The following is an 18,578-nucleotide window of genomic DNA, read 5'->3' on the forward strand; positions in this document are numbered from 1 at the left end:
CAACGCTGCCCTCGCTTCCTATTCCCACTCGGCGAACATGGCATCGACGTATTCCGGTTCGCTGACTAATTCTCCGATCACGCGTCCGAACATGGCCGCCGAGTCATAGTTTTCGGCCGTGATGATGCGACCATCGACGATCACGTCATCTTCGACAGTCGTTGGATCACCGATCGAGCCGGACTGGACCATCGTGCCACCATTAAGTTCAATGGTCTGGCGTGTCGTGTAGATCTGCTGATCGGAACTCGGAGCCGAGCCTGCCCATGCAGAGACCGTTTTGCCTTCCAATAGGCTCGTGCCGTCTACTTCGGCATAGGCCAACACCGAAACACCATGGCAGATGGCAGCGACGTACTTATCCTGTTCGACGAAGTCGTTGATCAGGTCGTTAACCGTGGTCTTAAGTGCCTCGGTGCTGTTGTAGGCACCGTGGTCGTAGGTTCCCTCGAATGCGTATTGGTAGCTGGAAGCTCCCCAGCCGCCGACAAAGACGATCGCGGAGTAGTCTTCCGCTTCAACGTCCGTCAGAGCCAAGTCAGGCGTGACAAATCCACCGTCGGCACCCTGGCCGGAATTCGCATGCGGACGTGCTACTTCCGTCGTGGTTGCTGCCACAACAACTTCTAGCCCCTGTGCTTCGAGGGATTGTCGCGTGTCGCCGTATTCCTGGTAGTAGAAGTCTTGATTGGCGATCACCATCAAAACTGGTTGGGGTTGGTTGGCTGTTGGCGTTTCGTCAGGTGTGTCGGTCTCTTCCGGGATCGACTCGGCGACGGCTACCATCACCGTTTGGCTCGTCGCATGGTTCCCATCGGTCGCACCGATTTCGATCTGGAAGCTGCCGGTGTAGTCGGCGTCAGGGGTGATCACCAGAACGTCCCCATCGACATGAACGCTGGCGTCAATCGTTTCGGGCTCGGCGATCAGGTCGGGATTGTCGTAATGGGTTGAGTCAAAGTTCGCCAGCAGAGTGCTATGGGCAAAGGAACCTTGCCACTGATAGAACTCGCCTGATGGCATAACGTAGAACCAGCCCCCGTTGCCTGAGCGAATCCAGCGTTCGTTATTGCCAAGGCAATTGGTGTGATAGTCGTCGGACTCGACCAGGTCATACTGGGCATCCAGCTGCTGCTCGATGGTCGAAACAATAGAAGCCGAGAAAATAAGGGCTTCCGTTTCTACGTCACCGCTGACGGTCAACATCGTTTCAAGCGTCTGTCCACTGGTTGCTTCCAGATCAGCGATCGGGTCGATTGTCCAGTTTTCCTGAGCGGCCGGGTCGATTGTCGATGTTTCGACATACTCCGACTCGAGCGGCATCAATTCGGCGGTGGCAACGTCGCCGGCCATCATACGACGGTCTTCCAGGCTCTGCAGGTTGCGACCCAATCGACGATGTTTGCGGTGGGCAGAAGCCTTCTTACCTGGCTTCCTGGTAGTGAAAAGGTTGAATCGTGACATTGTGTTTCTCCAAGTCTGTTCCCGTGATGATGGTTGCGTTTCCGCTGGCTTACTGGATAAATGGCAAGCCGGCGGAAAACCTTTCACGCAGGACGCAAAAAAATGAAAGAAACACGAAAGACGCCCAAAAAGGCAGGGCGCTCTTAGTTGGAAACAGGCCGGAGACGGACCTGGTGGAAGGTCGTGTCGCTATCGTAAGCCCCTAGCCCCAAAGACTTTTCGGGTAGAGTCCAAAGCTCGAGAAGTGTCAGATTCGAGCCGTCTCCTTCATAGGTCGCCAGCAACTGGCCGTCGAGATATGCCTGGACTTGATCGCGGCGAACACGGACTTCTGCCCTGTAACGGCGTCCATTTTCCAGGACGACGCTATCAACGCGGGTAGGATTGGTGCGGATGTTCTCGCCGTCGATATTCTGAATGCCGCCGAGGTTCTCGGTCCACCCGTCGATATCGAAGGATGCGTTTCCTTCACCAGCGAGAAAGTGTAACGCGATCGATTGCGCGCCGCTGTTCCGCGTAAATTGCACTTCCAGGTCATACTCTCGTGGCGGAAGGAACGGCAACATGATTCGGGCACCGGCGGCTGCATCGGCGTGCAATTGTCCATCGGGCGTCACTTCCCAGTTTCCTGCCACGGCGTTTGCTGGAAGATCGATCCGAGAGATAAGATTGATCCACTCCTCAGAGGTTGAGGGGACCGGAGAACCATTCCCTTCAGATGATGTAATGGGATCCGGGTTGGGTGGTGTAGGTGTCGGCGTGTTCTCGTTTCCAAATTCACCCAGGACCAGCAAAGCTACGATGGCTCCGAGGATTGCACCACCGCCTCCGATCAAAAGCCGATTCTTTTGGACCCACGCGGAAAAGGGGCTGACCTTCGGTCGGGATTTAGACTGCGGACGCTGCGTCTGACTCTCTTTGTTCTGCTCGACTTTGGGGGCCGAGAGCAACGTGTTCGGGATACTTGGCTGAGTCGACGCGGCTTCGCTTGCGTAGGGGGAGTCTGGATGACCAAAGGGTTTGAGCTGCTCGACAACTTCCGCTGGGGTCTGATAGCGATCATCCGGCGACTTAGCCATTAGCTTTTCGACAATGACGATTACTTCCGGCGGGATGTCGTCGCGAAGTTCCGACAGAGGTTGCGGTTGGCGTTCGCAGTGACCAAGGACTTTTTCAAATGCAGTTCCCTCAGGAAACGGAGGCTGTCCGGCCAGCAGAAAATAGAGCGTACAGCCCAAGCTATAGAGGTCTGCGCGAATGTCGGCTCGCTTGGAATCACGTGCTTGTTCGGGGGCCATGTAGTCTGGCGTTCCAAGCGCGGTAAAGTCGGCCGTCAGCCCCGGGTCGTCCGGAGATTGGTCAGACTGAGTCGCGAAGCGTGCCAATCCAAAATCGAGAATCTTGATCGTTCCACGCGTGGTCCGCATCAAGTTATGCGGCTTGATGTCTCGGTGAACCGTGCCTCGCTCGAAGGCATGCTGCAAGCCTTGAGCAGCCTGCAAAACGTAGTTACACGCATGCAACACCGGCAGCGGCTTTCGGCGGGCAACCAGCTGATCAAGACTGATGCCATCGATGTATTCCATCACCAGAAAGTGCATGTCGCCTGCTTGTTCCGCATCGTAAGCAGCCACAATGTTGCGATGGGATAACTTGGCAGCCGCTTTTACTTCCTGGTGAAAACGCTCGACGGCCAGTTCATTCTTCATCAGACGCGAACTGATTACCTTCAGTGCGACCGGCCGCTCCATCAGTTTGTGCTCGGCCTGATAGACAATACCCATGCCCCCTTGGCCAAGTTGCCGAATGATGCGGTACCTTGGATGGTCGAGCAATGCGGTGGGAATCGTCCCGGCATCTTCCTCCTGGAAAAGCGGGGTGGTACTGGCAACCGGGGTCAGGCCATCGTCGATACTGCTGGTCGCAGCGTGGATTCGTTCCACCAGCGGATCATGCGGTATCGTGCGTAAGACATCACAGCACGTATCGCACTGGCCCACGTGGTCTTCAATCCGCTGGCGATCGGCCTCAGCAAGGGTGCCATGAAAGAATGATTCGAGCTCGTGTCGCGTGGGGTGCGTCGCGCTAGTCTCGTTCATGAGCCGATTGCCGATGGTATTGGTGTTTAGTCAATGAGCCCTAGTCCGCGTTGACGTAGGCGGGAAAGTACCCGCGACTTGGCCACGAAGACGGCATTCACAGAAATCCCGAGTTCCTGGCTAACGTCGTCGGCACTGAGGCCGTCCAGGGCGAATCGCTGGAACGCAGACCACGTTTTGTCTGTAAACGCGGGACGGACCTCCTGCAGCAAGTATTGTATCACGTGGCGATCGTGCTCTCGATTCCATTGGGCGCTCAAACCACTTTCGGGATCTTGAAGTTCAGCAACCACCTGGCCAAAGTCACTTCCGCCAATCCCCGGTGGCTGCTTGTTCTTCTTGCGCCAATGATCTCTCAGGCAGTTTGCGGCGATGGTTCGCAGCCACGCACGAAACGCACCGGGCCGGGGTTCGCGTCGAAACTCAGGGAAGCGTCGGAACACAACCGTCAATACTTCCTGTGTGATATCTTCGATGTCATCCAGCGAGGCTCCGTACCGCTTGAGCCAACCTCGAATCAGCGGCGAGTACATGCCCACCAATCGCCCCCATGCCTCTTCGTCGGAGGTATGTTGCAGCGAGTCGAGAAAGCTGACCGAGGTTTCCATTTTGCGGATTCTACATAACGCCAGGGCGAATCATCGAATGTCGCCTTTATCGTACACTTCTTATTGAAGGCCTGCCCCCCGACGGCCTTTAATTTTTGAAGAGACCGGAGATCTTGCGCACGCTGAGAAAGATAGGCGTCTATAGAAGAAATTCCGCGACAGCCAAGGTGATCGCGGAATGGTAAACCGGTGGGCTAAAGAAGATGCCCAGGCGATGATCGTCAGCGGCCGGAGCAAGATGTCCAAGCCGCGATAGATTCAAGCTATTGGTGATCGCCGTTAACGAATCACGTCTCCCTCGACGCTAAGTAGCTGCGAGTTGGGAGCCGAGTTGCCGAAGACTTTGAATTGGTCGAATTGCCAAACGACCTTCTTTGTCTTGGGATCGACTTCGACCAGCAGGGGGTTGTCGGGGCCTGCGTGGCAGTTGCCGATGACATAGTGACCGTTGGGCAGAACTTCCAGGGTGGTGACCCAGGCGAGCGTGATCCCAGGCAGGTCGTTCTGAGCAATCTTCCAGACGATTTCTTTCTTTGGTGTAACTTCGATGACGCTATGACCGTTGCCGGTGGCGATCAAGGTGTTCCCGTTTTCCAGACGAACGGCCGCGAAGGCTTTGTTGCCGAAGGCTTCCGGACCGTGACCGCCGCGTGGCTCCTGATCGAACATGGGGACTTCATAGTCCCAGATCACTTTGCCCGATTCACCGTCGTATTCGCGGATATGCCCATCGTTTTCGTGAGCGACGAGATAGTTGCCATTGTCCAGCTTTCGGACCAGTCGCGTATCGGAGTGAGGATGCGGGTTGTCCAACTTCAGGGGAACTTTCTTGACCAGTTTGCCGTCGCGATTGACTTCAATGATTCGGCCGGCGCCTGACTCGGCAATCATGACGTTGCCATTTGCCAACGGCTGAAACGCGTGGACTTCGATCCGTTTCCCTTCGTTGCCGTTGCTCTTGGCCGAGTCGTAGGACCAAACGACCTTCTTCGCATCGGGATCGATTTCAGCAACTTGGGCGGCACCCTGTTGAACCATGATATGGCCATTGTCCAAGACATGGATATCATGAATCCCGCCCCAGGGCATTTCCCACTCGATCGCTCCCTCTTCGTTAACGATGGCCAGCTTATTGTTGCCCTGCATCACCAGGCGAAACGGGCCTGCTTCCAGGATCGACGTGGACAAAGAAAAAGCAATGGCAATCAGAGTAACAAGCAGCGTCGTTCGCAACATGAAGTTCTCCTTAATGGGCACGAGGGGGGAAGGGGAGGGGGCACAAGTGCTGTTTCGAGTATAGACACGCAGTCCGACCGCCATAGTAGAACTTCCATGGGTCCAAAGAAAAAGAGGCGTCTTTCTCGCAGAAAAACGCCTCTTTCGTGGTCAAATTGAGAGCCCTTGCGTTTACGGCAGTTGAGCGACTTCCCCGCCGTTGCGAGTACCCATGCTGGCGTAAATCAGGCGATCGATGTTTTCGCTGACGAAACGAGTCGCACCGTCACCCAACATGAATAGGGCGCCGCCTGGGTGAGCACTGTGGAAGCCGGCCATCCCTTGGGTGCCAGAATCGAGCGTGTTCAACTGGATACCCGTCGATGCACCCCACTTGCAGTGAGAGTCTTGACCGTTGGAAGTACCAACATAGATGTGAGCTCGATTCGAGATCTTGTCGGAATAACGTTCGCCAACGAAAAGGGTGTTCGAAGAACCGTCGGTAATGTCACGGAAATTGGTCGAGATGTTCTGGTAATAGAACGGACCATTATGGCGAGAGTGACCAACGCCACCGTCGTCCATGTGATGCTTGCTTTCACTATTGGTTGAGTTGCTAGAAATGGTATAGCCCACGGTCCCGGTTACGACCACACCATAGCTGCCTCGCGGGCGACCCGTGATACCACCGTCATCAAACACCTGCCCCGTATCGGGTGACGAAGGGCACTCGAACGCATCCAAACGAACACGAAGAATATCTTCGTTGTTACCATCGTCGTCCCAGACGATCCCAAAGCCCATACCGTTGATCTTGTCGTAGAGGGCGCCCTGTTCAATCTGAGGGAGAATGAATGCACTCCAGACAGTCGACTGAGCGCTACCGCTTCCGTCCTGAACCTTTTCTTTAATGGCTGCCGGCGGAAACTTAAGGAACGTATCGTGGTAGTTGTGCAGAGCCAAACCAAGTTGTTTCAGGTTGTTGCTGCACTGCATGCGGCGGGCCGCCTCTCGGGCTTGCTGCACCGCAGGCAACAGTAAAGCGATGAGAACGCCGATGATGGCGATCACCACCAACAATTCCACAAGCGTAAAGCCACGCTTGCGCTCGATCGAGATGCTCATGAGTTTTGCTCCAAGAAGATATGAAAACAGAAGAAGAAATTAGGACTGAATTATAGCTGTAGGTATTCGCACGATGTCTCTCTCACTGAGGCCTCGTGTGGAAAGCGTTATTTACTTCGTGAGTTTGATCTCGAAATCATTCGATCCCGATTTAACTTCCAAGGTGTAGTCTTTAGGTAGATTGCCCGGGGGCGTTGGATCTGGGCCAGAGCCGAACACCGACACCATATGCTCACCTACTAAGGCGCCATCGTTACGCTCGTAGGTCGACAAAGTGAATTTGCCCTCGGAGTCGGTATTTCCGGTTGCACTCTTGCCGGGCTCGTTTTCATCGCCCACCGAAGCCGTTTTTCCCTTCACAGGTGTGAAGGTGACGACCATGTCTGTGACCGGCTTCCCGTCGAGTGTGACAACTCCTTGCACAGGAGCCACTGGGTTGCCCGACCCGCCACATCCAAGTAGTGATATAGCGAGAAATGAAAAAATCCATAGCGCGCATGATGGGTGCGTTCGCATGCCTGTGTCCTCGGTTCCGTAAGGAAGAATTAGTTCAACTAAAATGAGATCTAAGAATGGGGACTTGCCGAAGCGGCAATGGAAGGGGAAATCTGTCGCTGCCAACTATTAAAGATATAAACAATTTGGGGGAGATAAGTTCCCTCAAGTGTATGCTTTCGGGCATATCATGTTAAGTCATTCGTAAGGGCGTTGTTTGCGCTTTTATAAAAACAAAATCCAAGTTTTTGCTATGCAGTAGTTGGTGCCGAGCCAGCGGCGAAACATCGTTTGATATTCTTTGCCATACAAGCTTTACGGCAGTCGTGAAACTAACTGGCAAGCTTGCAAGCAGTTGCGGCGTTTGTCACAATGCGGGTTCAGGGTCTGAGAGTCTAGATCGGGGGATTTATGCTCAGCCTGAGGTCTGCCGTCTTAGCATGAATTCTGACGCTGCTCCCCGGGCTCTCTCTATAACGAACGGCTGTTGTCGTTCGAACATTGGAACTTTATGGCACATGCAGAATCGACCGGAGACGCAAATGAAGGTCGAACTTCCGGCAAGGGTCGACAACCGCTTTCGGTAATCGGGATCGGTGCGTCATCCGGAGGACTCGAGTCGCTCAAAAAGTTCTTTGGCGCCCTCGAACAGTCGCAGGGAATGGCATTCGTCATCGTGCAGCATTTGATGCCGGACCATGACAGTCTCTTGCCCGAGATCCTTTCCAAACATACTGAGATGCAAGTCGTTTCTGTCGAACAAGGACAGATCATCGAGAACGGCTACGTGTATGTTGCTCCGCCGGGGCAGGACGTGGGGCTTCAATCGGGCGTATTTCAGGTCACTCCATCAGCAGAGTCGCGAGGCTGGCGGCACCCGATTGATTACTTCTTCCGCAGCTTAGCGCGAGATCAGCGTCAGGATGCCGTTGGCATTATTCTGTCTGGCAATGGTAGCGACGGCACACTTGGTATCCGTGAGATCAAAGAGTGTGGCGGCATGGTCATGGTGCAACATCCGCACGAGGCCGGTCAGGATTTGATGCCGCTTAATGCGATGGAAACGGGACAAGCTGACTACGTTCAGCCAGTCGCTCAATTAGCGAAGTCGCTGGAAAGCTACGTCGATCACAACTCACTGTTCGACGATTCGACCATCGATCCTGCGCAGTTTTTGGAGGAGCTGGAAGAGATCCAGCACCTGCTCCATTTTCATGCTGAGTACGACTTTCGCAATTACAAACACACGACGCTGCTAAGACGCGTCCAGCGGCGGATGGGGTTGGCAGGCGTCTCTGGCATCCGCGAATATGTTCATCGCCTGAAAGATCGTCCTGAAGAAGTTGAAGCACTGGCCCAAGATTTACTTATCTGTGTCACGCAGTTTATGCGGAACGCGGACGTTTGGGAAAAGCTATCTGAGTTGGTGTTGCCCAAGCTCATCGAAGACCGCAGTTCCAACGAACCCATTCGAGTATGGATTCCTGGATGCGCCACAGGTGAAGAAGCCTATACCATGGCGATGATGCTCTCTGATGCCATCGGCGATAAGCGAGATGTTCGTATTCAGATCTTCGCCACGGATATTAGTAATCATGCGCTCAAGACGGCACGAGCAGCCATCTATCCAGAAACAATCGCTGCCGACATCAAGCCTGAATGGGCACGCAAGTATTTTACGCGTGAAGGGGACATCTATCGTGTTTCGAAGTCGATTCGCGAAATGGTTGTCTTCGCCGCACATGACCTCAAAGGAGATCCTTCGTTCTTTCGGCTCGATCTGATCAGTTGCCGCAATCTGCTGATCTATCTCGAACCAGAAGCTCAGGCAAACATCCTGCGGAAGTTCCATTTTGCGTTGAACCCCGAAGGCTATTTGCTCTTGGGCAATTCGGAAACGGCTGGACGCTTCGACCAGGGGTTTGAGCCCGTCGAGGCACATGCCCGGATCTTCCAGCGTTCGACCGACAATGCATCGAACGACTTCAGCCTGGCGACTCCGCATACTCCGAAGCGGGTTGCTCCGCGTCGGCCAAACTTCCGTCGTCCTCAGCCGCCGAGTTTGCGAGAGCTCGCGGCAGAGATGTTCTGGAAGTCGACTGGCTCGGTCGTGCTCATCCTAAACGAGAAGCTGCAACCGATGTTCGTCGGTGGAAGTGGTGACCGCTTCTTGAAAATCCCCGAAGGAGAACAACGCTACACGGTGTACGAACTCGTTCGTCCCGGTTTGCATTTAAAACTGCGTGCCGCGATCGGTCGGCTTGAGTCCGCATCGGAGACCTCATTCGATCGAGCTAAGTTAAATCAGTCGGACGGATCGACGATTGATGTTCGCGGATTCGTCCGCAAGATGATCGATCCCGAAAGCCAGCAGAGGCTTATCTTCATCCGGCTCGAAGAAGACGAAGCGGCAAAGTCGCCGGGGCCTGCCAGTACGTCGATGTTGTCCAGTGATCTTGCATCGCTCTCCAACTCGGATTCTCAGGAGGAATTAGTCAAGACGCTTGAACGCGAACTCATGGAGACGCGCGAAGAGTTGAGCCACACCATCGAGCAGCTTGAGCAAGCCAATGAAGAGCTGCGCGCGTCGCACGAAGAGGCGATGAGCGTCAATGAAGAATTGCAATCGGGTACGGAAGAGCTCGAGGCCTCGCGTGAAGAACTGCAGTCGCTCAATGAGGAACTGACGACGCTCAACGTCCAGCTGGAAGATAAGCTGGCGGAGCTCGAATCGACGAACAATGACCTGGATAACTTGATTTCCAGCACGCGAATCGCCGTGGTCTTTTTAGATACCGAATTTCGCGTACGTAACTTTACGCCCGAGGCGATTGATCTTTTCAGTTTGATCCGGACTGATATTGGACGACCCATCAGCGATCTGGCGCACAAGTTTACCGACGGTTCGTTTTTGGACGACGCGCGGGAAGTACTGAAGACATTGACGATGGTCGAACGCGAGGTCGAAGCGGAAGCAGGGAAGATTTTCGTTCGCCGGCTGTTGCCTTACCGTACGTTCGACAATCGGATTGAAGGTGTCGTGGCGACATTCCAGGACATCACTCAGCTGAAAGAGACGCAGGAACAACTCGACCTCCAACGAACACAGCTTTCCTTGGTCGCAGACGCCATGCCTGTGCTACTGGCATATGTCGACAAGGATCGAAAGTATCAGTTCGCCAATGCGAGTTACGAGAAGTGGTTCGGGATTTCGGTCGACAAGGTCATCGGAAAACCCATATGGGAGGTCGTCGGCGAAAAGGCATACGAAGTCGCGCGCGATAAGATTGAGAAGGTATTCGAGGGAGAGCGGGTGGCCTGGGATGGCGAACTTTCCTATCGGCACGGGCCCTCCCGTCATGTTCACGTGGAATACATCCCGCACTTTGATATGCAAGGTGAGGTCGTAGGTTTCTATGCCTTGATTCAGGATATCTCGAAACGCTACGAAGCCGAGCAGCTACTTCACGAGAGCGAGGCAAGGTTCCGCGATCTTGCCGATAACATTGCTCAGCTTGCCTGGACCTGCGACACGCTGGGAGACGTCACCTGGTACAACCGTCGCTGGTACGAGTTTACCGGACAGACTTTCGAGGACGCTAAGATCCGCGGTTGGGCCAATGTACATCATCCCGACCATATCCAGCGAGTTAAAGATAAGATTGCGGAGTGTGCGGAGAATGAATCTGTATGGGAAGACACCTTCCCGCTTCGTCGTCACGACGGTGTCTATCGCTGGTTCCTTTCTCGTGCGGTTCCGATTCGCGATAAGGAGGGCCGCGTCATTCGCTGGTTCGGGACGAACACCGATATCACCGAACAAATGGAGTTGGAGCAAGCGCTGAAAGAAGCTGATCGTCGCAAAGATGAATTCCTGGCCATGCTCGCGCACGAGCTACGCAATCCGCTGGCCCCGATCCGTAGCGGTATCGATCTGTTGATGATGGACCCCCGCAGCCCTCAAGAGCCGTTGGAGGTCATGGAAGAGCAAGTTCGTCACCTGGTTCGCTTAGTGGATGACTTGCTTGATGTTTCTCGGATTACCCGGGGAAAGGTGGAACTGCGAAAGGAGAATGTCCAACTCCAAAAAGTGATTCAGAAGGCCCTCATTGCGATCGAACCCTATGGCGAACAGAAAGGGATTACCTTCTCGACGGATATTCCGGACGAGCCCATGTGGCTAAAAGCAGACCCCATTCGGCTGGCCCAAATATTCGAGAACCTGTTAATCAATGGAGTGAAGTACACCGAAAGTGGTGGACACATTACTGTAGGTGTCCAGCGACATGGCAACAAAGTTCATGTTATCTTTCGAGACAATGGGATTGGTATCGATCCGGAGCTGGTGCCGCGCGTGTTTGAGCTGTTCACTCAGTCGTCGCGTTCCTTTGACCGGGAGCCGGGTGGTCTTGGTATCGGCCTGACGATCGTAAAGAGCCTGGTGGAACTCCACCGAGGAACCGTTGAAGTCAAAAGCGAGGGACTAGGGCAGGGGAGCGAGTTTGTCGTTCAATTGCCCATCCTAAAGAAGGCACCCGAAGAAGTGACCGAGGCAAAGATTTTTCAAGACTCAGGCACACAGAAGATTCTTATCGTCGATGACAACAAGAGTGCTCGGCACTTGCTGTCTCGATTGCTTGCCGCACTAGCCAATCATGAAATTGAATCCGCAGCCAGTGGCCGAGAGGCGCTCGATAAGATCGGCGAACTCAACCCGAGTGTGGTTATGCTGGACATCGGCTTACCTGAAATGGACGGCTACGAAGTGGCACGGCGCATTCGTGGTATTGATCCTGAGAATCGAATCTTGTTGGTCGCCGTCACTGGTTATGGTCAAAGCGAAGATCGGATTCAATCAGAAGCTGCTGGCTTCGATGTGCATCTGGTAAAGCCGGTCGGTATCGACGATCTACGAACGCTGATGATGCATGCCAAGCTACAGAAAGAAGAGTAACGGACGCCACGTTATGTAAGGATAACGTGACGTCCGCTCTTGAGTTTTCAGTTTCGGCAGATAAGTCAGGTAGAAGGAACGGCACCGGCGGGAGATGCAGTGGGCCATTGTTGTGCCTGGTTAGGCCGTCTCGGCCAGACACGCGGGGGGAAACAAGGCCAACGCTCTGATGTCGTGGCCGTCGCGCAAGGTAGGTAGCTTGACTGAACTCTTATCGTCGCAGTGAAGCTACAAATTCGTTGGCTGAATCGTCGGGTACCGTAACCGGAACCGGGGTTCGCAAGACGACTCGATCATCCTGTTTGCGCACCAACTCGGCGACCGAGTCGATGATCAAGTCAGGCTGATAAGGATGCTTGGGGATATCCTCTAGTTGGGTTCCGCCTGAAAGTACCAGGATGGTCTGGTATCCCATTTGGACGCCGCCGAGGATATCGGTTTCCATCGTGTCGCCGATCATTACGGTCTCGGAGGTCTCCAGACCGATTTCTTTGCGAGCCATGCGCATCATCAGCGGGCTTGGCTTGCCAATGCTCAGCGCTTTGCGACCAGTTGCCTTCTCGAGAAAAGCAATCGTCGCCCCGGCACCTGGGCGTGTACCACGCGAGGTCGGGCAATTCGGATCATCATTAGTCGCAATCAATTTGGCCCCGTCCAAGATCATCTGGGTTGCCGTTTCGACCATGTCCCAGTTCAAGGTACGGCCCTCACCGACAACGACAAAGTCTGGATCGTGGTCAACGACCGAGTAACCATTCTGGTGAAGCGCGTTGAGCAGCCCTCCTTCGCCAAGCACGTAGGCAGTACCGTTAGGCTTTTGGCTGGCAAGAAAGCGTGCTGTTGCCATAGCACAGGTAAAGACCTGCTGTTCTTCCACTTCGATTCCCATACGAGCCAACTTCGTCACGACGTCGCGTCGCGTGCGTTGACTGTTATTGGTTAGGAACAGAAACGGAGTACCGTCATCTCGAAGCTGTCGAATGAATGCATCTGCGCCAGAGATCATTTGTCCCCCGCGATACATGACGCCATCCATGTCGATCAAAAATCCCTTACTCATCAGTTACCTCTTGCGGGTAAAAGTTGTGGTTCACCGTACTTACCTCCGGGTTAGTCCCAAGCGAACCCAAAACCTCTTTTCAATTCCACTGGACCGATTGGCAACGTGCGTGCCAAGAATTTGGTAAGGGCAGCGTCTTTTGTGACCACTTCAACAGAACGCGGAGAAACGGCGTGGCAGTTTTCATTAGTGGTTGATTATCTCACTTACGCAAAAAAGTACGTTTTGTGAAATAAGCTTGTTGATGGGAGTGCCAGTACAATGTGCGAACGACATGCTGAAGGAGGCAGCAAGTGGTGAACTCAACGAATCCACATAGCCCCAGTGCGAGGTGCTAGCGAGAATTTCCTCAAAAACCGGGACCTGATAACGACAATAGTCGTGAAGAAGTCATAACAGAGTACTGCGCACTGAGTGATCAGTTGTTGTGCAAAATGCGCAGGATCGGTTAGTTGCGGAAGCCGTTCCGTAAGTCTAATTTCTCAGAAAAGATCACTTCCAGGTCACCGCATGAACCCTTGGAAAGACCACTTAACTGCGAGATGGTGTTGGCAGATCCAAATAAGAAAAGGCAGTACGCCGCAGAGGACATACTGCCTTTTTCGCTTACAACAAGTTCACCACGCGGTCGGCTAAACCCTTTTCGCCTAGGACGATGTTCAGCTTTCCGCTGGCAGCAATCTTCTCGAGAACTTCCAGTTCCCGCAGACGCATAAGCGTTGGGCTATCTGCCAACATCTTGGCCGTGTTGGCCTGGCTACGCATAGCAGCCGTTTCTTCACGACGCGAGATCAGGTTGGCTTCAGCCGCCTTCTTGGCTTCCGTGACCTTGTTCATCAGGTCCTTCATATCTCCTGGCAGGATCACATCGCGAATACCTACCCGGATCAAATTCAAACCGAGTTCACTTGCACGAGGCCATACAGTCTTCTCGAGTTCTTCCGCAACCGTGTCCTTATCGGTCAGGAACTCGTCGAGTTCGCGAGCTCCCACGACACACCGCAGGGCGAACTGGACTTCCCGATACAAAGCCTGTTGTGCGTCGCCAGCGACCGTAACCGCCTGCTTCGCATCAACAATCTTGTAGGTTGCCACGGCGTTCATCCGTAGCGTGACCTTGTCGGAGGTCATGATGTCCTGCCCCGAGACGTCGATCATCACTTCACGCAGGTCGACCTGCACAATCCGTGCATCAGCCGGGCCGCGCCAGAACGCGTACGTACCTGGTGCCAGCGTTTCAACATAACGTCCATCGAAGAACAGAACTCCTGCACATTCGCGATCGACATCACAGATATCGAGCTGAAAACGAGCAGTCGGATCACGGGTGATCGCCTTGAGGTCCTTATGGGTGAAACGAACTTCCCGCGCGTCATACGTTTCGATCTGAATATCACGGAACGTCGTCCAAAGTGCGTACAGGCCTGGGCCTAGCACGCGATTGAAACGACCGTCGATCCATACCGTCGCCCGCTGATGCTGCTTCAAGTCGACAACGACTGCGCGGTCCTTGAGTACGCCCGACTTCGCGATCACGTCAAGCTGATCGTGTTCCAACCATGGATCACGCTGCGAGGTAACCGTCACACGGACCTTGCCCCATGGGTTGAAGAACCGGTGCGTACCTGGCTCGAGGAGTTCCACGAAGTTGCCTTCGCGAAATAGTAAGCCGATTTCGTAGTTGCGAATCTTAATCTTCTTAAACAACATGTTGCACCTCCTTGCGGTACAACGCGACGTAACAGGAAGGTCTGCTCTCAGACCAGAATGATTATGAAATGGTTTGTGACTTGGTTAGAAAAATGACACCTTTGGCAAGCGAACGTTCGCGATAGTCCCAGGAAAACATGCGGAGTTGTGCGCTCGTAGTCACGGCAAGCGGTTGCCAGGACCTTCTTCCCAAACGCGAGACAACGGCCGAAGCACGCTTTCCGGCAAATGGAGATCCGATCCTTTTCATCACTCGCGGATGAATACGAATCATCAAACTGCAAGGCATGTTCGACTGGTGCCTTAGACTGCGACTTGCTTCGACCGCACAGACATCCTACCGAAGTAAGATGAACTGATTGGTGTCCGCTCCTCTGCAACGAAAGGCCGACCTCACGATCGCCCGCTCACCGCCGGCTCTAATGGTGGAGGGCTTTCGCCCCCTGGTGGTCAAGGTTGGAAAAACCTTGGATCGGAACAGGAATCGAACCTGTAACAGCCAGTTTCACAGACTGGTGCTCTACCTTTGAGCTATCCGAAATGAGGCCACCGCTTAGAACCTGTTCACGGCACAACCAGTGCTAACCCGCTTACCGCTTGAGCATGATTGCCGCCAGTAAAGCGACCTCAGTCCTTGCTTAAAAGGAAATGCCGGTGGGAGTCGAACCCACTTCGAGCTGTTTTGCAGACAGCCGCCGGACCGTTTGGCTTCGGCATTCTATGAAAAAGGAGACACGCAACCGGGCAAAGTGTTCGCGGCTTGCGCGATGATGCATGAATTGTTCGCTTAGAAACGGTAGTCCGGTCTTTTGCAAACAGACCTTTTCCGCGACGATATATGCTTGGAATCCGTCGAATTCGCTGCTTTCGCCTGCCCCTGGGGCACCTGAGTTTTATGCCGCTGATCACGCTGAAAAACGTTCGCCATTCTTACCACGACCGGCCTCTGTTTACGGACGTTTCGTTCGTTTTGGAGCCTGGGCAACGGGTATGCCTGATGGGGCGCAACGGGGCTGGTAAGTCGACCCTGTTGAAGATCCTCGCTGGAGAAGTCATACCGGACGACGGCGAAATCGCTCTTTCAACGGGCCTGACGCGTGCCCAGATGGCTCAGACAGTGCCTACCGACGATCGGGGCACGATCTACGACGTGGTTGCCGACGGCGTGGGTGAGCTGGCGGAAATCCTGCGAGAGTATCACACGCTGACCCATCAGCTGGCCGAGAACGCAAGTGATGAAACAGCCAAGCGCCTGGATGAGCTTCAACACGAAATCGACACCCAGGACGGCTGGAATTTACAGAATCAAATCGAACAAACGCTGACGAAAACGGGCCTCGACGGCGAGTTGATCTTTCAGAAGCTATCGGCCGGTATGAAACGTCGCGTGCTGCTCGCCCGGGCGCTTGTTAACGAGCCGGACCTCTTGCTTTTGGATGAACCGACGAACCACTTGGACATCGATTCGATCCTGTGGCTGGAAAAGCTTTTGACAAACATTCCGTGTTCCATCGTTTTCGTGACGCACGACCGGGCGTTTGCCCGGAAACTGGCGACTCGCGTAATCGACGTGGATCGCGGTCGGGTAACTAGCTGGTCGTGCGGCTATGATGAGTTCCTGAAACGCAAGGCCGCCGCACTCGAGGCTGAGGAAAAGGAACAAGCCCTCTTTGATAAGAAACTAGCCCAAGAAGAGGTTTGGATCCGCCAAGGGATTAAGGCACGCCGTACGCGGAATGAAGGTCGTGTACGTGCTTTGAAGAAGATGCGGGACGAATACCGCGACCGTCGCAAGCACGTCGGCAGCGTGAAGATGGAAGCCCACGTCGGTGATCGTTCTGGGCAACTGGTTTTTAAGGCCGATCAACTCGCGCATCGTTTCGGTGATCTGCGGATTGTGAACAACTTTTCGACCGTCATCATGCGGGGGGATAAGGTCGGCATCATCGGGCGGAACGGTATCGGCAAGTCGACTTTGCTGCGTATCCTGCTGGGGCAAATGAAACCTGACCAAGGCGAGGTTAAAGTCGGCACGAATGTGCAGATTGCCTACTTCGACCAGCTTCAGGCTCGACTCGATCCGGAACAGACGCTTCGCGAGAATATCGGCGAAGGAAACGAGTTCGTCAAAATCAATGGTAAGTCGAAGCACGTGGTGGGCTACCTGCAGGAGTTTCTCTTTACACCTGAGCAAGCCAATCGAGCCATCAAATATTTGAGTGGCGGCGAACGGAATCGGTTGCTATTGGCCCAGTTGTTTGCCAAGCCGTCGAATGTGCTGGTGCTGGACGAACCGACGAACGACCTCGACTCCGATACTATGGAACTATTGGAAGACCTGGTCGTAAACTACCCCGGCACCGTCTTGGTGGTCAGCCACGATCGAGAGTTCCTCAACAACGTCGTGACCAGTACCATCTCGTTTGAAGGGGATGGCGTGGTCTTGGAATACGCAGGCGGTTACGACGACTACCTGATTCAACACAAGAAGGACACCACGCCTCCGTTCGAGGCTGCCAAGGTGGAAGCTAAGCCAGTCGAGGCCTCAAAGCCTGCGGTCGAGAAGAAGGAAGCCAACAAGCCACGAGGGCGAAAGCTCAGCTACAAAGAACAGCGAGAACTGGACGGCCTGCCCGAGAAGATCGAGAATCTGGAAGCGGAGCAGGAAGAGCTCCAAGCCAAGATGGCCGATCCGAGCTTCTATCAAAAGTCACAAGACGAAATCAAACAGGTTTCGCAGCGTCTGGAAGCGGTGGGCGAAGAACTGATGGCTTGCTTGGAACGGTGGGAGGAACTCGCCACGATTCAGGAAGCGAGCTAACGGCCCAGCAGAAACGTGCCAAGCATCACGATCCAGACAACATCTAAGAAGTGCCAGTACAACGCACAGATGTCTACGCTCCAGTGCTTTTCATGGTCGTAGACATCGTGCCGGGCTCGAACCAGGACGCCGCTCAAAAAGGCGATCCCGCCGACGACGTGCAGGGCGTGGACCAGCACGAGGAAGAACATCAAGCCAAACTGCTTGGTCACGCCATCTAATAGAGCCTCACTATGCATCCCCAGCAGTGCATGCAGCCCCAGCGACTGGAAGATCAGGAAGACAAGCGAAATGACCGCAGCCGTGATCAGCCACCGCCGGAATGGTATCTGACGCTCGCGACGCACGTTGACCACAGCCTTATGCATCGCAAAGCTGACACCAAACATGCTGATCGTGCTGGCGATCAGGCTGAGTGGGAACGAGCCGAGCGAAATGGCTGGTGCCCCTGAGCTGCTGCGAATGATTCCGTAAGCCGCGAGACTGGCGAGAAAAAACATCGTCAGCGATGCGATGAAAAGGGCAAAGCCGAACTTGGCTTGATATTCATCGCGGCGCATCGACATCGCAGTGAAAGAATTCCTGAGCATGGGGTGTCAGGGCTCCACCGATGACCATCAGCGACAGACTATTCCGCGGCTGGTGCCGCTGGAGCCTCGCTGACCGTGACGGTCGTGGTCGCTTCGTAGTAATCTTGAATCTGTGGCTGGTATTGTTCGGAGTCAATCAGAGTGATCCCAAAGAACAACGCAACAAATCCGAGCGTAAACAGGAACAGCAAAACGTTAATTGGCTTGTCGTACCGAAGGTGCATGAAGTAGGTCGCGACAAGACCAGCCTTAATCGTGGCGATGGCCAACGCGATCCAAATATCGATTTCACCCAGGTGCTGATCCGCCAGGAATACGGTCAGCCCGGTGAAAAAGAGCAAGGCGATGAACGTGCCGAACAAGATCGACAACGGCATGACGTGGGCCAAGCCATGGGTAGGATCGTCGGAATGATTGTTCGAGTGGTCAGACATATC

12 protein-coding genes and 2 tRNA genes are annotated in these 18,578 nt (G+C 54.2%); 2 read left to right on the plus strand and 12 right to left on the minus strand.

Annotated elements, in window-relative coordinates; all coding sequences use genetic code 11:
• Nucleotides 1-18: 18 nt before the first annotated feature.
• The 6 genes from PSR63_RS19295 to PSR63_RS19320 all read right to left on the minus strand — a co-directional run bounded on the left by PSR63_RS19295 (nucleotide 19) and on the right by PSR63_RS19320 (nucleotide 6,892).
• Entirely contained in the window at nucleotides 19-1,464 is a 1,446-nt protein-coding gene (locus PSR63_RS19295; protein WP_274327314.1) for a DJ-1/PfpI family protein, read from the minus strand.
• 143 nt (nucleotides 1,465-1,607) lie between these two features.
• Complete coding sequence (locus tag PSR63_RS19300; protein ID WP_274327315.1) at nucleotides 1,608-3,563, minus strand: serine/threonine-protein kinase; 1,956 nt, start codon at nucleotides 3,561-3,563, stop codon at nucleotides 1,608-1,610.
• Between the two features lie 26 nt (nucleotides 3,564-3,589).
• On the minus strand, nucleotides 3,590-4,171 hold the full coding sequence (locus PSR63_RS19305; protein ID WP_274327316.1) for an RNA polymerase sigma factor: 582 nt from the start codon (nucleotides 4,169-4,171) through the stop codon (nucleotides 3,590-3,592).
• 279 nt (nucleotides 4,172-4,450) lie between these two features.
• Nucleotides 4,451-5,407 carry an outer membrane protein assembly factor BamB family protein gene (locus PSR63_RS19310; RefSeq protein ID WP_274327317.1) on the minus strand — a complete coding sequence of 319 codons (957 nt, stop codon included), beginning with the start codon at nucleotides 5,405-5,407 and terminating at the stop codon, nucleotides 4,451-4,453.
• Nucleotides 5,408-5,578: 171 nt separating this feature from the next.
• On the minus strand, nucleotides 5,579-6,511 hold the full coding sequence (locus tag PSR63_RS19315; RefSeq protein WP_274327318.1) for a DUF1559 domain-containing protein: 933 nt from the start codon (nucleotides 6,509-6,511) through the stop codon (nucleotides 5,579-5,581).
• A 111-nt stretch (nucleotides 6,512-6,622) separates the two neighbouring features.
• The gene (locus PSR63_RS19320) at nucleotides 6,623-6,892 is read right to left on the minus strand and encodes a hypothetical protein (protein ID WP_274327319.1); all 270 of its coding nucleotides are present in this window, start codon (nucleotides 6,890-6,892) and stop codon (nucleotides 6,623-6,625) included.
• Nucleotides 6,893-7,517: 625 nt separating this feature from the next.
• Between PSR63_RS19320 and PSR63_RS19325 the strand changes: the two genes are divergently transcribed.
• Nucleotides 7,518-11,960 (plus strand): CheR family methyltransferase, encoded by a 4,443-nt coding sequence (locus PSR63_RS19325; RefSeq protein ID WP_274327320.1) that lies wholly within the window; start codon nucleotides 7,518-7,520, stop codon nucleotides 11,958-11,960.
• A 211-nt stretch (nucleotides 11,961-12,171) separates the two neighbouring features.
• Here the strand turns inward: PSR63_RS19325 and PSR63_RS19330 are convergent, their stop codons facing one another.
• The 4 genes from PSR63_RS19330 to PSR63_RS19345 form a co-directional block, all read right to left on the minus strand.
• Nucleotides 12,172-13,020 carry a TIGR01457 family HAD-type hydrolase gene (locus tag PSR63_RS19330; RefSeq protein WP_274327321.1) on the minus strand — a complete coding sequence of 283 codons (849 nt, stop codon included), beginning with the start codon at nucleotides 13,018-13,020 and terminating at the stop codon, nucleotides 12,172-12,174.
• Nucleotides 13,021-13,626: 606 nt separating this feature from the next.
• Nucleotides 13,627-14,730, minus strand: a complete 1,104-nt coding sequence (locus tag PSR63_RS19335) for a slipin family protein (RefSeq protein ID WP_274327322.1) — start codon at nucleotides 14,728-14,730, stop codon at nucleotides 13,627-13,629.
• Nucleotides 14,731-15,198: 468 nt separating this feature from the next.
• Nucleotides 15,199-15,269 (minus strand) — tRNA-His (locus tag PSR63_RS19340).
• 107 nt (nucleotides 15,270-15,376) lie between these two features.
• Nucleotides 15,377-15,448, minus strand: a tRNA-Cys gene (locus PSR63_RS19345).
• A gap of 120 nt (nucleotides 15,449-15,568) precedes the next feature.
• Between PSR63_RS19345 and PSR63_RS19350 the strand changes: the two genes are divergently transcribed.
• Complete coding sequence (locus PSR63_RS19350) at nucleotides 15,569-17,551, plus strand: ATP-binding cassette domain-containing protein (protein ID WP_274327323.1); 1,983 nt, start codon at nucleotides 15,569-15,571, stop codon at nucleotides 17,549-17,551.
• On the opposite strand, the gene PSR63_RS19355 is transcribed toward PSR63_RS19350, so the two are convergent.
• Together PSR63_RS19355 and PSR63_RS19360 are read right to left on the minus strand one after the other, a co-directional pair.
• The gene (locus tag PSR63_RS19355) at nucleotides 17,548-18,117 is read right to left on the minus strand and encodes a cytochrome c oxidase subunit 3 (protein ID WP_274327324.1); all 570 of its coding nucleotides are present in this window, start codon (nucleotides 18,115-18,117) and stop codon (nucleotides 17,548-17,550) included. The genes PSR63_RS19350 and PSR63_RS19355 overlap by 4 nt on opposite strands.
• A gap of 62 nt (nucleotides 18,118-18,179) precedes the next feature.
• Nucleotides 18,180-18,575, minus strand: coding sequence for a cytochrome C oxidase subunit IV family protein (locus PSR63_RS19360; protein WP_274327325.1), 396 nt, complete (start codon nucleotides 18,573-18,575; stop codon nucleotides 18,180-18,182).
• Between the last annotated feature and the right edge of the window lie 3 nt (nucleotides 18,576-18,578).

The sequence above is a fragment of the Bremerella sp. P1 genome (assembly GCF_028748185.1).
Classification (GTDB): Bacteria; Planctomycetota; Planctomycetia; order Pirellulales; family Pirellulaceae; genus Bremerella.